Annotated in this window: 11 protein-coding genes; 1 reads left to right on the plus strand and 10 read right to left on the minus strand. The window is 73.1% G+C overall.

Annotation, left to right across the window (positions count from 1 at the left end; all coding sequences use genetic code 11):
• From AB0927_RS36030 to AB0927_RS36060, 7 genes are all read right to left on the minus strand, one after another.
• Complete coding sequence (locus AB0927_RS36030; RefSeq protein WP_366672043.1) at nt 1-1,017, minus strand: ornithine cyclodeaminase family protein; 1,017 nt, start codon at nt 1,015-1,017, stop codon at nt 1-3.
• On the minus strand, nt 1,014-2,024 hold the full coding sequence (gene dmpG / locus AB0927_RS36035; RefSeq protein WP_366672044.1) for a 4-hydroxy-2-oxovalerate aldolase: 1,011 nt from the start codon (nt 2,022-2,024) through the stop codon (nt 1,014-1,016). The genes AB0927_RS36030 and dmpG overlap by 4 nt, the downstream gene beginning before the upstream one ends.
• Nucleotides 2,021-2,941, minus strand: a complete 921-nt coding sequence (locus AB0927_RS36040) for an acetaldehyde dehydrogenase (acetylating) (RefSeq protein WP_366672045.1) — start codon at nt 2,939-2,941, stop codon at nt 2,021-2,023. Before AB0927_RS36040 ends, dmpG begins: the two co-directional genes overlap by 4 nt.
• Nucleotides 2,938-3,912: an aldolase/citrate lyase family protein gene (locus AB0927_RS36045; RefSeq protein ID WP_366672046.1), complete on the minus strand. Its 975-nt coding sequence runs from the start codon at nt 3,910-3,912 to the stop codon at nt 2,938-2,940. The genes AB0927_RS36040 and AB0927_RS36045 overlap by 4 nt, the downstream gene beginning before the upstream one ends.
• A complete protein-coding gene (locus tag AB0927_RS36050) occupies nt 3,909-5,183 on the minus strand; it encodes an aminotransferase class I/II-fold pyridoxal phosphate-dependent enzyme (RefSeq protein WP_366672047.1) in 1,275 nt (424 codons plus the stop codon). The genes AB0927_RS36045 and AB0927_RS36050 overlap by 4 nt, the downstream gene beginning before the upstream one ends.
• The gene (locus AB0927_RS36055) at nt 5,180-6,001 is read right to left on the minus strand and encodes a cupin-like domain-containing protein (RefSeq protein ID WP_366672070.1); all 822 of its coding nucleotides are present in this window, start codon (nt 5,999-6,001) and stop codon (nt 5,180-5,182) included. The genes AB0927_RS36050 and AB0927_RS36055 overlap by 4 nt, the downstream gene beginning before the upstream one ends.
• Nucleotides 6,002-6,063: 62 nt before the next feature.
• Nucleotides 6,064-7,200, minus strand: coding sequence for an MFS transporter (locus tag AB0927_RS36060; protein ID WP_366672071.1), 1,137 nt, complete (start codon nt 7,198-7,200; stop codon nt 6,064-6,066).
• 441 nt (nt 7,201-7,641) lie between these two features.
• Between AB0927_RS36060 and AB0927_RS36065 the strand changes: the two genes are divergently transcribed.
• Nucleotides 7,642-9,099, plus strand: coding sequence for an aminopeptidase P family protein (locus AB0927_RS36065; RefSeq protein ID WP_366672048.1), 1,458 nt, complete (start codon nt 7,642-7,644; stop codon nt 9,097-9,099).
• A 367-nt stretch (nt 9,100-9,466) separates the two neighbouring features.
• Here the strand turns inward: AB0927_RS36065 and AB0927_RS36070 are convergent, their stop codons facing one another.
• From AB0927_RS36070 to AB0927_RS36080, 3 genes are all read right to left on the minus strand, one after another.
• Nucleotides 9,467-11,740, minus strand: a complete 2,274-nt coding sequence (locus AB0927_RS36070) for a non-ribosomal peptide synthetase (RefSeq protein ID WP_366672049.1) — start codon at nt 11,738-11,740, stop codon at nt 9,467-9,469.
• A gap of 64 nt (nt 11,741-11,804) precedes the next feature.
• The gene (locus AB0927_RS36075; protein WP_366672050.1) at nt 11,805-12,518 is read right to left on the minus strand and encodes an alpha/beta fold hydrolase; all 714 of its coding nucleotides are present in this window, start codon (nt 12,516-12,518) and stop codon (nt 11,805-11,807) included.
• A gap of 6 nt (nt 12,519-12,524) precedes the next feature.
• On the minus strand, nt 12,525-14,546 hold the full coding sequence (locus AB0927_RS36080) for a prolyl oligopeptidase family serine peptidase (RefSeq protein WP_366672051.1): 2,022 nt from the start codon (nt 14,544-14,546) through the stop codon (nt 12,525-12,527).
• Nucleotides 14,547-14,554: the final 8 nt, after the last annotated feature.

Below are 14,554 nucleotides of genomic sequence, written 5' to 3' on the forward strand. Positions count from 1 at the left end.
TCACGGTGCGGTGCCCGCGCACAGGGCGGCCGCGGCGGCCGTGTCCTCGATGGCCAGCCCCACCCCGCGGAACACCGAGGTACGGCCGTCCACCACGGCCGTACCGCCGGCCAGTTCGCCCAGCTCGCACAGGGCCTCCGGGCCGATCAGCCCCCCGGCCAGCGCGGCCCGCACCTCGCCGGCCTCCGCGCGCGCGGCCTGCCGTTCCTCCACGACGACGAGCGCGTGGGCGAGCAGCGCCGGATCCACCTCCAGGGCGTCCTCGTGGGTGCCGCCGATCACGTTGAGATGCGCGCCCGGACTCACCCAGCCGGCCTCGACCAGCGGTTCGCGGGCGGCGGTCGACGTCGTCGTGCAGATGACGGCGGCATCGGTGACGGCCTGCTTCACCGTGTCGCACACGGTGACCCGGAGCGTGCCGCCGGAGGTGTCCCGGACCCACTGGGCGAACCGCTCGGTGCGTTCCGGGGTGCGGGAGAACACCCGGACCGTGCGGACCGGGCGCACCGCGGACACGGCCCGCACCAGCGCGCGGGCCTGCACACCGGCGCCGAGCACGGCCAGGTCGGCGGCGTCCTCGGGGGCGCACAGCCGGGTGGCCAGCGCGGCGACCGCGCCGGTGCGGACGGCGGTCAGCTCGGCGCCGTCCAGGAGCGCGGTGACACGGCCGGTCGCCAGCTCGGTGACGGCGACGACACCGTGGATCAGCGGCAGGCCGCGGCCCGGGTTGTCCGGCGTCAGCGTGGTGATCTTGACGCTGCCCACGCCGTGCCGCTCCCACACGGAGGTCGCCGTCAGCAGTTCCCCTCCGCTCGCGTGCGGGACGACCGTGCGCGGGGGAGAGGAGGTGCGCCCGGCGGACAGGTCGGCGAAGGCCTCGGCGAGGGCGTCGACCACCCGCAGCAGCCGCTCGGTGCCGGTCATGTCCTCGGCCGCGAGGAACACCGGGGCGGTGTGGCCGGCCGCGGTGAGCACCGGCCCGGAGTCACCCGTCCGGAAGGACGCCGGCCCGCTCATGCGACCGCCTCCCGGGCGCGCAGCTCCGCGACCACGTCACCGATCATGTCCTCCTGCCCGGCGATGGCCTGCCGTCTGCCGAGTTCGAAGAACACGTCCCGGGGATCGACGCCCGCCCGTCGGGCCTGTTCCAGCACTTGGTGCTTGAACCCGGAGAAGACCCCGGCGAGCCCGCTGACGATGCTCAGCGAACCGGTGACCGGGGGTGCCGGCATGAGGCTGCGCTCGGCGAACTCGGCGGCGTCCAGCAGCGCGTACAGGTCGATGCCGGTGGCGAACCCGGTGCGCTCCAGCACCGGCACCAGCACCTCCAGCTGGGTGTTGCCCGCGCCCGCGCCGAAGCCGCGGGCACAGCCGTCGATGATGCCGGCGCCCGCCCGCGCGGCCGCGACCGAGTTCGCCACGGCCATGCCGAGGTTGTTGTGCCCGTGGAAGATCACCGGCACGTCGACGGCGGCCCGGATGGCGCCGACGCGCTCGCCGACGTCGTCGGGCAGGAAGTGCCCGGCGGAGTCCATGATGCCGACCGCGCGGGCCCCGTAGCCGACCGCGCGGGCCGCGTTCTCGGCGAGTTCGGCGGGGGAGGCCATGTGGCTCATCATCAGGACGCAGTGGGCCTCGGCGCCCTGCTCGGCGAGGAAGCCCAAGTGCCGCTCGGCAAGCGAGCTTTCGGTGCAGTGCACGCCGACCCGCACCACGTCGGCACCGTGCTTCAGGGCCCGGCGCAGATCGTCGGAGGTGCCCCAGCCGGGCAGCAGGAACACCGCCATCCGGCTGTGCCGCAGGGCCTCGCGCACGGTGGACAGCATCAGGTCGTCGGGCACGGCGGCGCGCCCGACCTGGAGGGAGGAGGCGCCGAGACCGTTGCCGTGCCCCACCTCCACCACCGGGACGCCCGCGGCGTCGGCGGCCTCCGCGTAGCCGCGCAGCGCGTCCACGCCGAGCTGGTGGCGCACCGCGTGCTGGCCGTCGCGCAAGGTGGGGTCGTGGATCACCACGGTGTTCACCGGCTCACCCCCTGCTGGGCGGCCGGGGCGAGCCGGGCCGCGTGCTGCTCGGCGACCAGGACCGCGGCCGCGTCGATGATGTCCAGGTTTCCCGCGTAGGCGGGCAACACGTCGCTGTGGGCCGCGACTTCGAGGGAGACGACGATCAGCTCGCCGCGCACGTCACAGCCGAGGACCCGGTAGCCGGGCGCGAACTCCCGTACCCGCTCGGCGGCTTCGTCCACCACGGCCCGTACCGCCTCGACGTGGGCCCCGGGCGCCAGCGCGTGCACGGTGGTGCGGAAGGCCGCGGGCGGCACGGCCGGGCTGATGTTGAGGATCGCCTTGGTGGCGCCCACGCCGGTGAAGGCGGTCAGCGCCTGCTGGGTCGTGGCCACGTACTCGTCCAGGTTGAGCCGGGTGGCCCGGCCCGCGACGCCGCTGGCGACGGTCGAGACGACCTCGAAGTAGCGCACGTCGAACCGGTCGGCGAGGGCGTGCGCGACCGGGATCGAGGCCTGGCCGCCGCAGCTGATCAGGCTGACGTTGCCCTCGGGCGGCGCGTGCACGCCGGTCACGGTCGGCACCACCATCCGCCCGGTCTTGCTCGGGGTCAGATCGATCAGCAGCGTGTCGGAGTCCCGCAGGAGCCGCCAGTGTTCGGCGTGCGCCCGCGCGTTGGTGGCGTCGAAGACCACGTCGAAGGGGCGGGGCGCGGCGAGGATCGCGCCGATGCCGTCCGCGCTGGTCGGACAGCCGAGTTCGGCGGCCCGTCGCAGCCCCGCCGACTCCGGGTCGCGGCCGGCCACCAGGGCGCAGTCCAGCACGGCCGAGCGGCGGATCTTGGAGACCAGGTCCTGGCCGATGGCGCCGGTGCCGATGACGGCGACGGAGATCGCCGGGACGGTGCGCACGGTCCTGTCGTCGGTGACGCTCATCGCGCGGCCCCCGAATCCGCGGCCCCCGAATCCGCCGCCTCCGAGTCCGCCGCCTCCGAGTCCGCCGCCTCCGAGTCCACCGCCTCCGCGGTGCCCGCGTCCGCGAGGTCCGCACCCTGCCGGGCGAACCGCGCGGTCCACGCGTCGCCGCGTGCCACCGTCATCCGCGCCCTGCGGGCGAACGGCGGCCCGACCATGGCGCCGTCCAGCAGCGCCACACCTCCGTCCGCCGCCCGTACGGCCTCGGTGACCCGGCGCGCGTGCCGCAGTTCCTCCGTGTCCGGCCGCAACGCCTGGTTGATGGTGGTGAGTTCGGCCGGGTGTATCGCGACCTTGCCGTGGAAGCCCAGCTCGCGTATCCGCTCGATCTCCTCGGCCAGCACCCACGGCGCGTCGAGCCGGAAGTTGGCGGTGTCGACGCAGGCCGTGCCGTACCGCGCGCAGGCCAGGGCCATCGCCTGGCGGACGGCGAGCAGGCCGGCCCAGGTGATCTCGACGCCCAGGGCGGCGGACAGGTCGGCCGAGCCGAGGATCAGCCCGTCGGCGGCCTCGGCGATGCCGTCCACGGCGCCGACGCCGGCCGGGGTCTCCACCGTCACGTAGATCTCCGGGTGCGCCCCGGCCGTGGCGAGGGTGTCCCGCAGCAGCCGTACCTCGACCGGGGAGTCCACCATGGTCATCACGACGATGCCGGGGCGCACCGGCGACTCGGCGAGCATCAGCAGGTCGTGCACGGCGTCCAGGGTGCCCAGCGGATTGATCCGTACCCCGGTGTTGGCCGGGGCCGGCGCCTTCTCCAGCGCCGCCCGGCACACCGCGCGCGCCGCCGCCTTCGCGGGCGGCGGAACGGCGTCCTCCAGGTCGATCACGTGCACGTCGGCGTCGTACGACCACGCCTTGACGACCAGGTCGAGGGAGAGCGCGGGCGTGTACAGGATGCTGCGCGGCAGCGCCCGGGTGGCGTCCGTCATCGGATCGCCTCCCCGGGCGCGGGTATCGCGGCCGAGGCGCCGACCTCGGTGAGGACCGCGCACAGCTTCCGGATCTGCTCCTCGGTCTGGCCCGCGCGCATCATCACGCGCAGGCCCGCCGTGCCGCGGGCGACGATCGGGAAGAACACCGGGGAGACGTAGAACCCGGCCTCGAAGACCCGCCGCCCGGCTTCGATCACCGTCTCGTCGCTCATCGGCACCAGCCGGATCGGATAGGTGCTTCCGGTCTGTTCGGTGTGCACGAGGGAGTCGAAGAGTTCGATGTTGCGGTACAACGCGTTCTGCCGGGTGGTCAGTTCGGGAGTGCGGTGGATCTCGGCGGAGGCGAGGCCCGCGCCGACCGCCGCCGTGTTCAGCAGCTGCGAGTAGTTCAGGGCGCCGCCGAAGCGTTCGATGATCCGCAGCGTCTCCTTCTCGTACCCGTCGAGCACGATGGCCGCGCCGCTGGTGCCGAACGCCTTGTTCAGGGTGACCACCACGATGGTGCGCTCGTCCAGCACCGGGCTGTGCGTGCGCACGTAGCCGACGCCGCGCTCGCCGTAGGCCGACAGCGAGTGGGAGTCGTCGTAGTAGACCAACAGGCCGTATTTGTCCTGGAGTTCGGCGAGTTCCTTGACCGGCGCGTAGCCGCCCAGGCTGTCGCTGCCGTCGCAGACGTAGGCGACGCGCGCGTACTTCCTGCACGCGTCCTCGATGAAGTCGAGGTCGTGGTGGGGCGAGGTGACGACCTCGGTCTCGTCCGCGCAGACCGGCTTGAGGTTCGACATCGAGATATGGGCGTTCTTGTCGAAGATCATCAACGGCCGGGTGCCGTTGCCCAGATGACCGGAGGCGATCAGCGGCAGCAGCCCGAACGTGGCCGTGCTGGCCGCGATGGAGCACACCACGTGCGCGCCGAACAGCTCGCCGAGGGAGTCCTCCAGCTCCAGCATCGCCGGGATCTGCACCCGGCTGCGGGCGATGCAGTGGTCCAGGACGCCGTAGCGGCGCAGCGCGTCGAGGCCGCCCTCGATCACCTTCGGGTGGGAGTCCAGGTCGAGGTAGGAACAGCAGCTGAAGTTGACGAACTCATGGCCGTCCGCCACGAATTCGTGTCCCTCGGTGGTCCGCAGCACACCGGAGTCCAGCCCGGCCACGATGCCCGCCAGGCCGTTGCGCTCCGACATGTCCCAGAACTCGTTGCCGATGCCGATGAGTTTGTCGTTGTTGCGGTACCGGTGGGTGGGGGTGATGGTGATGCGCTCGGTCATGACGCCGCCTGTGCCGGTTCGTAGTTGTAGACGCCCTTGAGCTTGCGGAAGACCGCGGTGTAGACCGCCACCCCGAGCACGTACGGCCGGCGCAGGATCTTCGGGTCGCGCAGCCAGAAGTTCACGTTGATGTTCATCTCGTCCAGCGACTCCGCCTGGTGCCACCAGCCCAGCGGCAGATACAGCATCTGCCCCGGCTCCAGGATGACCTCACGGCGCTGGGCGAGCTTGGCCACGAGCTTCGGGTAACGCGCCCGGTCCACGTCGTCGAAGTCGAAGACCCGCGACTTGTCGCCGAATCCCTTCTTCAGCGAGCGCGGGTAGTACGCGCGAAAGCCCGGCGGCGCCATGACGAACCGTTTGCGGCCCTCCAGGGCGACGTTGAAGTTCTCCAGCTCGTCGAAGTGGCTCTGGGTGAACACCCCGCGGTGGCTGATCCACAGGTTCGCCGCGTTGAGGGCCCGCCGGTAGTCGAACAGCTTCCCGGCGTCGAAGCCGAGGATCGTGTTGACGTCGGCCGGCCGGTTGCGGATGTTGGACACGACGCGGTTCCAGGTGCTCGCGTCGTTCTGGTACGTGTCGTCGGCGAAGAACTCGGCGAGCCGGATCTCCCTGGTCGTCCAGCGCTCGGAGTTCTGCTTGTCGCTGGGCTCGGTGAACAGGGTCACCGGGAGCTGCCCGAGCAGCTCGGCCACCCCCTCCCGGCCCATGCCCTTCGTGCCGCCCGGCAGGGTGATCACCACGGGGACGTCCGCCCGGATCAGGGCGTCCCGTCCGAAGGCCATGAACTCCTCGAACGACAGCCGGGGCACGGGCAGACCGCCGAGGCCGCTCTTCGCTTGGACCGGCTCGCTTGCGTCCACAACTCTTCCCTCTCCGCTCATTGTTCCTGCACCGCCCATTCCGAAGCCGGTTCCACCGCCGGCCGCTCACCGCGCAGCGCCGGCTGCCCCGACAGGGCCAGCACCAGGGCGAAGAGCCCGCCGCCGACCCCCGCCCAGGCCCCCGCGGCGGAGCCGAAGGCGTCGGCCAGCCGCCCGCCCGCCGCCGTGCCCGTGGCGATGCTGAGGGCACCGGCACTGGTGAGCCACGAGAACCCCTCGGACAACGCGCCCTTGGGGCAGACCGATTCGAGCAGCGTGCTGCCCGCGATCAGCCCCGGCGAGATCGCCACGCCCGCGAGGACGGCGAGGAAGCCCATCACCAGGGAGGAGGGCGCGAAGGCCAGGGGGAGCACGCCCAGCGTGAGCACACCGCACGTGACCGTCAGCAGCCGGGCCTGGGACAGCCGCCAGTTGACGGCACCGTAGACGGCGCCCGCGATCAGGCTGCCCACCGAGATCAGGGCCAGGAAGACACCGCCGAGCCCGGGCGCGTGCTGCTCCTTGGCGAACGCGATCATCGTGACGTCGACCGCGCCGAACTGGAAGCCCATCCCGGCGTAGCAGAGCATCAGGATCCACACGCCGGGCACCTTGATGGCGCGTTCGGTGCCGCGTCCCGCCGCTCCCTGCGGGGCCGGCTCGGAGCGCCGGTGCAGCGCGACCGCGACGGAGCCGGCGAGCGTCAGCAGCCCGCAGGCGACCAGACCGGCGGCCGGGTGCACGGCCGACGCCAGCACGGTGACCACGAGCGGCCCGAGCAGGAAGATCGTGTCGTCCAGGATGGACTCCATGGCGTACGCCGTGCGCAGCACGTCCGCCTCGACCATCGCCGCCCACCGCGCGCGCATGAAGGAGGTGAACGACACCGAGGTGCAGCCGGTGGCCACCGCCGCCAGGATCATCAGCACCAGCGGGGCCTTCAGCGTGATGGCGAGGAAGAGGAGCGTCATGCCCGCGACATGCGTCGTGCCCGCGCTCAGCAGCACCCGCCGCTGGCTGATCCGGTCGGCCGTCCGCCCGAGCAGCGGGCTGACCACGCCCTGGGCGAGCAGCATGGCCGCGGCCACGGTTCCTGCCTCGGCCATGGACCCCGTCCTCGCGGAGACGAGCATCAGGATGCTGATGGACCGCATGGCGATCGGCGCCCGGCCGACCACGCCCCACAGCGCCAGTGGCGCGGCCCCGGGTAACCGGAGCAGTCTCAGATAGGAACCGAACCCCGAATGCGACCCCGAAACCGCTGCGGACACAGCACTCCTGTCGGCATGAAATAGGCCATGTAGAAAGAGCTGGCAAATCCGGGCCGGAAACTCGGTTCCGCCGCATGCCGGGAAACTATTCGCTTGCCCGCCGACCGTGCCGATCTGGTGCGCCCCCGCCCGCTGCCGTGCCGTGGTGATAGTAGGTTGATCAACGCGGAGTGTCAACGGCCTATATTCGTGGCATGAGTTGGGAAATGTGGCTCCAGTGCCGAGACACGGACGCGGCCGCTGAGGACTTCCTGTGCGACGGTGATTTATTTCCCCATACGATGACTGGCGACCGCAGGTGAACGGGCGGTCCCGACCGATTCGATGCAGGAGGAAAACGTGACCGAGCGGACGTCCGACGGCCCAGTCAAACAGCGGAAGAACGGCCTCGACCGCGGCATCAGCGATGAACTCGCCGCGAACATGAAGCAGGGCTGGGCCGACACCGAGCGCGAGGACCTCAAGCCGATAGCGCAGGCCGACCACACCGCCCGCCGCCGCGCCGCGCTCTCCGCCCGCTTCCCCGGCGAGCGCCTGGTGATCCCGGCCGGCCGGCTCAAGACCCGGGCCAACGACACCTACTACCGCTTCCGGCCCTCCTCCGACTACGCCTATCTGACCGGCGACCAGACCGAGAACGGCGTGCTGGTCCTGGAGCCCCTCGCGGACGGCGGCCACACGGCGACCGCCTATCTGCTGCCCCGCTCCGACCGCGAGAACGGGGAGTTCTGGCTCTCCGACCGCGGCGAACTGTGGGACGGCCGCCGCAACAGCCTCACCGAGAACGCCCGGCTCCTCGGCCTGCCCTGCGCCGACGTCCGCACCCTGCCGGACGCGCTGCGCGAGACCACCGGCCCGGTCCGGGTGCTGCGCGGCCACGACACGGTGATCGAGGAGGCCCTCACCGACAAGGTGACGGCCGAACGCGACGGGGAACTGCGGGTGTTCCTCTCCGAGATGCGCCGGATCAAGGACGACTTCGAGATCGCCGACCTGCGCTTCGCCTGCGAGGCGACCGCCCGCGGTTTCGAGGACGTCGTCCGGGTGCTCGACCGGGCGCAGGCCACCTCGGAGCGCTACATCGAGGGCACCTTCTTCCTGCGCGCCCGGGTCGAGGGCAACGACGTCGGCTACGCCTCGATCTGCGCGTCCGGCCCGCACGCCACCACCATCCACTGGGTGCGCAACGACGGCCCGGTCCGCCCCGGCGACCTGCTCCTCCTCGACGCCGGCGTGGAGACCCGCAACCTCTACACGGCCGACATCACCCGCACCCTGCCGGTCAGCGGCCGCTTCACCCCGCTCCAGCGCACGATCTACGACGCGGTGTACGAGGCCCAGGAGGCCGGCATCGCCGCCGTGCGGCCCGGCGCCGGATACCGCGACTACCACCGGGCGGCACAGCGGGTGCTCGCCGAACACCTCGTCTCCTGGGGCCTGTTGGGCGACCTCTCGGTGGACAAGGTGCTCGAACTCGGGCTCCAGCGCCGCTGGACGATGCACGGCACCGGGCACATGCTCGGCATCGACGTCCACGACTGCGCCGCGGCCCGCACCGAGATGTACGTCGACGGCACGCTGGAGCCCGGCATGGTGCTCACCGTCGAGCCGGGCCTCTACTTCCAGGCCGACGACCTGACCGTGCCCGAGGAGTACCGGGGCATCGGCGTGCGCATCGAGGACGACATCCTCGTCACCGAGTCGGGCAACGAGAACCTGTCGCTCGCGCTGCCGCGCCGGTCGGAGGAGGTCGAGGCCTGGATGGCGGGACTCGGCGGCTGAGTCGGGCGACGCCGGTGCCCCGCGCCCGGCGGTGCGGACGCGGGTGCCCGGCCCCTGCCGGAGCCCCTGCGCGGCCCGCCGCCACCGCCCCCGGGCGAGCGGCTCACCGGCACCCGTGCGGGCCGGCTGGTCGCAGGGGCGCGTACCGCCGGGGCGCGGACGGTACGCCGGTCGACCGCCGGAATCCGGGCGACGGGCCTCCGCGCCACGCACCGGTCGGTCATCGGGGTGGCTCGTGGCGCGTACCGGTTGGTCACCGGGGTGGCCCGTGCCACGCTGCGGCCGGTCATCGGGGCGGCCCGTGCCACGCTTCGGTCGGTCGTCGGTCCGGCCCGTGCCCTGCACCGGTCGGACCGGCGTCGTGGTGTCAGCGGGGTCGCGCATAGAAGGCCGCCAGCAGGCGTGGTGTCTGATGTCGGTAGATGTCGGCGAGGCGGGCCGAGGGGAGACCGGACTCGCGCAGGGCGGTGACGAGGCGGGCGGCGAGCAGGGAGTTGCCGCCGACGTCGAAGAAGTTCTCGTCCAGGCCCGCCTCCAGGCCCGTCGCCCGGTCCCAGCAGGCCAGCACCAGGGCCTGGGTGTCGTCCACCGGCTCCTCGGTCCGGCCGTGCCGGGGGGCGGGGAGGGCCGCCACGTCGAGCTTGCCGTTGGCGGTGAGCGGCATGGCGGGCAACGGGGTCAGCGTGGCCGGGAGCATGTAGTCGGGCAGGGTCTCCGCCAGCCCCCGCCGGATCCGCCCGGCGTCCCAGGGGCCCGCGTCCGGGGCGGGCACGACGTAGGCGTCCAGCCGGTCGCACGCGGGGTCCTCCGGTACCGGCCGGCAGACCACCACGGCGGCGGCGAGGACCTCCGGCCGCGCCAGCAGCACGGCGCGGATCTCGCCCAGTTCGATCCGGTGCCCCCGGAGTTTGACCTGCTGGTCGAGGCGGCCGAGGTGTTCCAGGGACCCGTCGGGCAGCATGCGCCCCCGGTCACCGCTGAGATAGATCCGCTCCCCGCTCGCCGGGTCGGCGACGAAGCGCCGGGCGGTCAGCTCCGCGCGGTCGACGTACCCGAGGGCGACACCGGCCCCGCCCACCGCGATCTCGCCCGACGCGCCCGGGGGCAACGGCCGCCGACGGGCGTCGACCACTCGGACGGACCAGCCGGGCAGCGCGGGCCCGACCGACCGGGAGGCGGCGGCCACCAGCTCCACGGTGATCTCCTGCGCCGTCACATGGACGGTGGTCTCCGTGATGCCGTACATGTTCACCAGCCGGCACTCGTCGGCCGGATGCACCGCGAGCCAGCGTCCCAGGCCCGCGGTGTCGAGGGTCTCGCCGCCGAACACGACCAGCCGCAGCCGCAGTGCGGTGCGCTCACGGCATTCCAGTTCCACCAGCCGCATGAAGCTGGAGGGCGTCTGGTTCAGCACCGTCACCCGCTGCTCGGCCAGTAGCGCGCGGAACTCCTCGGGTGCGCGCCGCACGGACTCGGGCACGACGACCAGCCGGCCGCCCGTGAGCAGGCAGCCCCAGATCTCCCACACGGAGAAGTCGAAGGCCACGGAGTGGAACCAGGTCCACACGTCCCCGGGGCCGAACCCGAAGGACGGGGCGGTCGCCGCCACCAGGCTGAGCACGCTCCGGTGCGCGACCTCGACGCCCTTGGGCCGGCCGGTCGAGCCGGAGGTGAAGATGACGTACGCCGGATCCCCGGCGCCGCCGGCCGACACCCGCGGCGCGGTGGCCGGGGCGTCCCCGAGCCGGCGGGCGGTGAGCGCGGGCAGGCCGAGGCGTCGTACCCGCTCGGTGTCCTCGGTGACGACGAGGGCCAGGCCGCAGTCCGCCGCCATGAACGCGAGCCGCTCGTCGGGCACGTGCGGGTCCATGGGGACGTAGGCCGCGCCGGACTTGAGAACGGCCAGCAGGGCGGCGACGGTCGCCGCCGAGCGGTCCAGGAGCACCCCGACCCGGCTGCCGCGCACCACCCCGGCCGCGCGCAGCCGGCCGCTGATCTCGTCGGCCCACTCCTCCAGTTCCCGGTAGCGCAGGCGCGTGCCGGGGTCCGTCACCGCCACGGCGTCGGGGGTGCGGCGGGCCTGTGCGGCGAAGGCGGCGGGGATGCTCTCCGGCAGGTCCGCGGAAAGCTCCGGTCCCCGGCCCAGCGCGACGGACTCCCGCTCGGCTTCCGGCCCTTGGAGCGGGACGTCGGCGAGTGTCCGGTGCTGCCAGGCGGGGTCCGTGAGCAGCTCCCGCAGATGGCGCACGCCGACGCCGAGCCGCTCCGCCAGCCACCCTGGCACGTCACCCGGGCCCGCGGTCACCGCGGTCCGGCCGCCGCCCGGGTCCCGGGTCACGACGAGGGACGGGTGTCCGGCGTCGTCCTCCGCGGCCTCCACGAGGAGCCGGGCGGGGACGTCCGTACCGGCCGGCGCGGTGACCTTCTCGTACGTCCGCAGCAGGGCTTCCCGGTACGCGCCGACGGTGGTCCCTTCCGCCACCCGCACGTCCACCGCCTGGTAGTCGCCGAGGCTCACCCGGACCTCGGTGTCCCGTTGTCCGGCGAAGCGGGAGACCGCGAGCACGGCGGCCGCCAGTAAGTCCTGTGGTGGATCGACAGGGGTACCGGTCCCGGCGTCCGACGACCGCTGTGCACGCATCCGCTTCAACTCCCGAGGTTCTTGAGGATCGTGTCGCCCGCGCGGTGGATCCGCGGTGCGTGGCTCAGGCGATGCCGCCGAGTACCTTCTCCATCCGGGCCATCAGCGGGCCCCACTGCTCGGTCAGGTACATATGGCCGCCGGGCAGTTCGAAGCCGTCGAACCGGGCGGTGGTGAACTCCCGCCAGCGGGCCGCCGCTTCGGTGCTCACGAGGGCGTCCCGCTCGCCGCGCACGGTGACGACGGAGCACGCGGCGAGGGGGCCGGCGGGGGGTTCGTACGTCTCGTGGGCGGTCACGTCCGCGCGCAGGGCGGGCAGGATCAGCTCGCGCAGCTCGGGATCCTCGGGGATGGACCGCGGCTCGCCGGCGTTCACGCCGACCTGGTGCAGGAGTTCCTCGTCGGGCAGGCCGGCCGCGCGGGTCCAGGGGATCTCGCCGGGAGCGGCGGAACCACTGGCGAACAGCACCAACTCCCTGGATCCGTCCTCAATTTCGAGGAGCCGGGCCAGTTCGTGGGCGACGATCGCGCCGAAGCAGTGGCCGAACAGGGTGATCCGGCGCCGCCCGGCCACCGCCGCGCTCACGGCGGGAAGTACGGCGCGGGCGAGCCGCGGAACGGTGTCTTCGGGCTCTTCGAACAGCAGCTTCTCCTTTCCCGGGAGATCGACCGGCACCACGTCGAAGACGGACGAGGCGCCGTTCCAGGGGGCGAAGAAACTGGGGCCGCCGCCGGCCGGCGGAAAGCAGAGCAGGATGTCCGAACGGGAACCGTCCATGCGTGATCAACCTTCCGAAGGGCTGAACGTGTCGAGGTAGAGGCGCAATTCGGCTTTCAGCGCGGCGATGATGTTCTCCTCGCGACGGAATCCGTGCCCTTCTCCCTCGAATAGGAGATGGGTGTGCACCAGTTCCGGATTCTTGACGCGCGCCAGGAAGCGATCACACTGGGCCGCCGGGCAGACCGGGTCCTCGGCCCCGTGGAAGAGCGCGAAGGGCGTGGTGACGCGCTCGGCGTGATGGATCGGGGACCGCTCGGCGAAGCGTTCCGGCACTTCGTCCGGGCGGCCGATCAGCCCCTCCACGTAACGCGATTCGAAGTCGTGCGTCTCACCCGTGACCGTGGCCGCCGCGTCGAGCAGCGGATAGTAGATCGCCGCACAGGCGTAGCGGCCCTCGGCGAGCGGGGAGGCGAGGGACGCCGCGGCGGTCCAGCCCCCGGCGCTGCCGCCGCGGATCGCCACCCGCGCGGGGTCGGCCAGCCCCTCCGCAACGAGCGCCGAGACGACATCGGCGCAGTCCTGGACGTCCCCGACTCCCCACTGGTCGCGCAGCCGTTCGCGGTAGGCGCGGCCGTATCCGGTGGAGCCGCTGTAGTCGACGACCGCGACGCCGATGCCCCGCGAGGCGAAGTAGGCGATCTGGAGATCGAGGGCCTGCGGCGTCCGGGCGGTCGGGCCGCCGTGCACCCACACGACGAAGGGCGCCTTCTCGCCCTCGGGGCCGGTGAAGTCCGGGTTGCGGGGGCGGTAGAGGCACGCCTGGATGTCGCGTCCGTCCGCGCCCTCGAAGGTGCGCGGCTCGGGCAGCGGGCAGTAGGCCGGGTCGGGCCCGCCGCCGTGGGCGCCGGCGAGCACCTTCGTGGCCAGGGTGCGGGCGGAGGTCTCCACGACCTCGTAGCCGGAGGCCGGCCCCGCCGCCACGCCCACGACGCGGTCCCCGCGCACCGCGAGCGTCGGCGCCCACTCGGTCCACGGGCCCGCCACGTCCGTCAGCGTGCCCGTGCCGGGGTCGAGGATGCCGAGGGTGAGCCGGCCGTGCCCGTGCAGCACGGCGATCCGCCCGTCGGGCAGCACCCGGAACCACTCCATGCCCACCTGCCACATCGCCCCGGCGAACTCCTCGCGCCTCGGGCACAGGTTGACCGCACGTCCCGTGGCGGCGTCCACGCGGTACGGGTTCCACCAGCCGCTGCGGTCGGTGGTGACGATCAGTTCGCCGGCGGTGTACCACTCGACCTGGGCGATGGACTCGCGGGTCGCGGCGGCTTTGCCCTCCGGGCCGGCCGCCGCCGGGTCCGCCGAGGTGATCGGCAGCGTCCGTCGCTCACGCAGCGCCCCGCCGGCATCGACGCGCGCGAGGTGCAACTCCGTGTGGTCCCAGGGCATGTCGGGGTGATCCCAGGACAGCCACGCCGCCCGCTCGCCGTCCGGCGACAGCACCACGCCCGTGACGAACCGCGGCCCGTCGTCGGTCAGTTCCCTGATCCGGCCGCGGTCCCCGGCGGCGGAGCCGTCCAGCGGCACGGCCGCCAGGACGCGGCGGACGTCGCCGGGGTGCGGGCCCGTGTGCTCCTCCAGCACGCACCACACCTCGGCCCCGCCGGGCCGGACCCGGGGCGCGCACCAGCGCAGTCGGCGTCCGTCGCCCGCGGCGGCCGGTGGGGTCAGCGGCCGGGGAGCCCCGTCGCCTGCCGGGGCGTACGCGTACAGCCGCTGGTCCGCGTGATGGGTGAACACGACGAGCGGGTCCCCGGCCGCCCGTTCATGGCAGGTCCAGGGCCGGCCGCCGTACTCGTGCACGCTGTTGCGGACGCTCCAGGGCGCGGGGAGCACGTCCCGCTGACGTCCGTCGCGCAGGGACACCAGGGCCTGCCGGCCGCCCTCGCTCGGACGCAGCTCGGTCCACCACACCTCGTCCCCGACGCAGTCGAGCCATTCGGCCCGGCCGGGGTGCGAGGCGGCCGCCTCCTCGGTGACGGGGGAGGCCCAGGTCCCGTAGGGGGCCGGGCGCGGGGGGCGGATCATGGTGAACC

It is taken from the genome of Streptomyces sp. NPDC048106 (assembly GCF_040706415.1).
Lineage (GTDB): Bacteria > Actinomycetota > Actinomycetes > Streptomycetales > Streptomycetaceae > Streptomyces.

Excerpts from the sequence above, each read along its gene's own strand:
- AB0927_RS36030 (WP_366672043.1), bottom strand. The coding sequence starts at position 1,017 with ATGAGCGGGCCGGCGTCCTTCCGGACGGGTGACTCCGGGCCGGTGCTC.
- AB0927_RS36040 (WP_366672045.1), bottom strand. The coding sequence starts at position 2,941 with ATGAGCGTCACCGACGACAGGACCGTGCGCACCGTCCCGGCGATCTCC.
- AB0927_RS36045 (WP_366672046.1), bottom strand. The coding sequence starts at position 3,912 with ATGACGGACGCCACCCGGGCGCTGCCGCGCAGCATCCTGTACACGCCC.
- AB0927_RS36050 (WP_366672047.1), bottom strand. The coding sequence starts at position 5,183 with ATGACCGAGCGCATCACCATCACCCCCACCCACCGGTACCGCAACAAC.
- AB0927_RS36060 (WP_366672071.1), bottom strand. The coding sequence starts at position 7,200 with ATGCGGTCCATCAGCATCCTGATGCTCGTCTCCGCGAGGACGGGGTCC.
- AB0927_RS36065 (WP_366672048.1), top strand. The coding sequence starts at position 7,642 with ATGCAGGAGGAAAACGTGACCGAGCGGACGTCCGACGGCCCAGTCAAA.
- AB0927_RS36070 (WP_366672049.1), bottom strand. The coding sequence starts at position 11,740 with ATGCGTGCACAGCGGTCGTCGGACGCCGGGACCGGTACCCCTGTCGAT.
- AB0927_RS36075 (WP_366672050.1), bottom strand. The coding sequence starts at position 12,518 with ATGGACGGTTCCCGTTCGGACATCCTGCTCTGCTTTCCGCCGGCCGGC.
- AB0927_RS36080 (WP_366672051.1), bottom strand. The coding sequence starts at position 14,546 with ATGATCCGCCCCCCGCGCCCGGCCCCCTACGGGACCTGGGCCTCCCCC.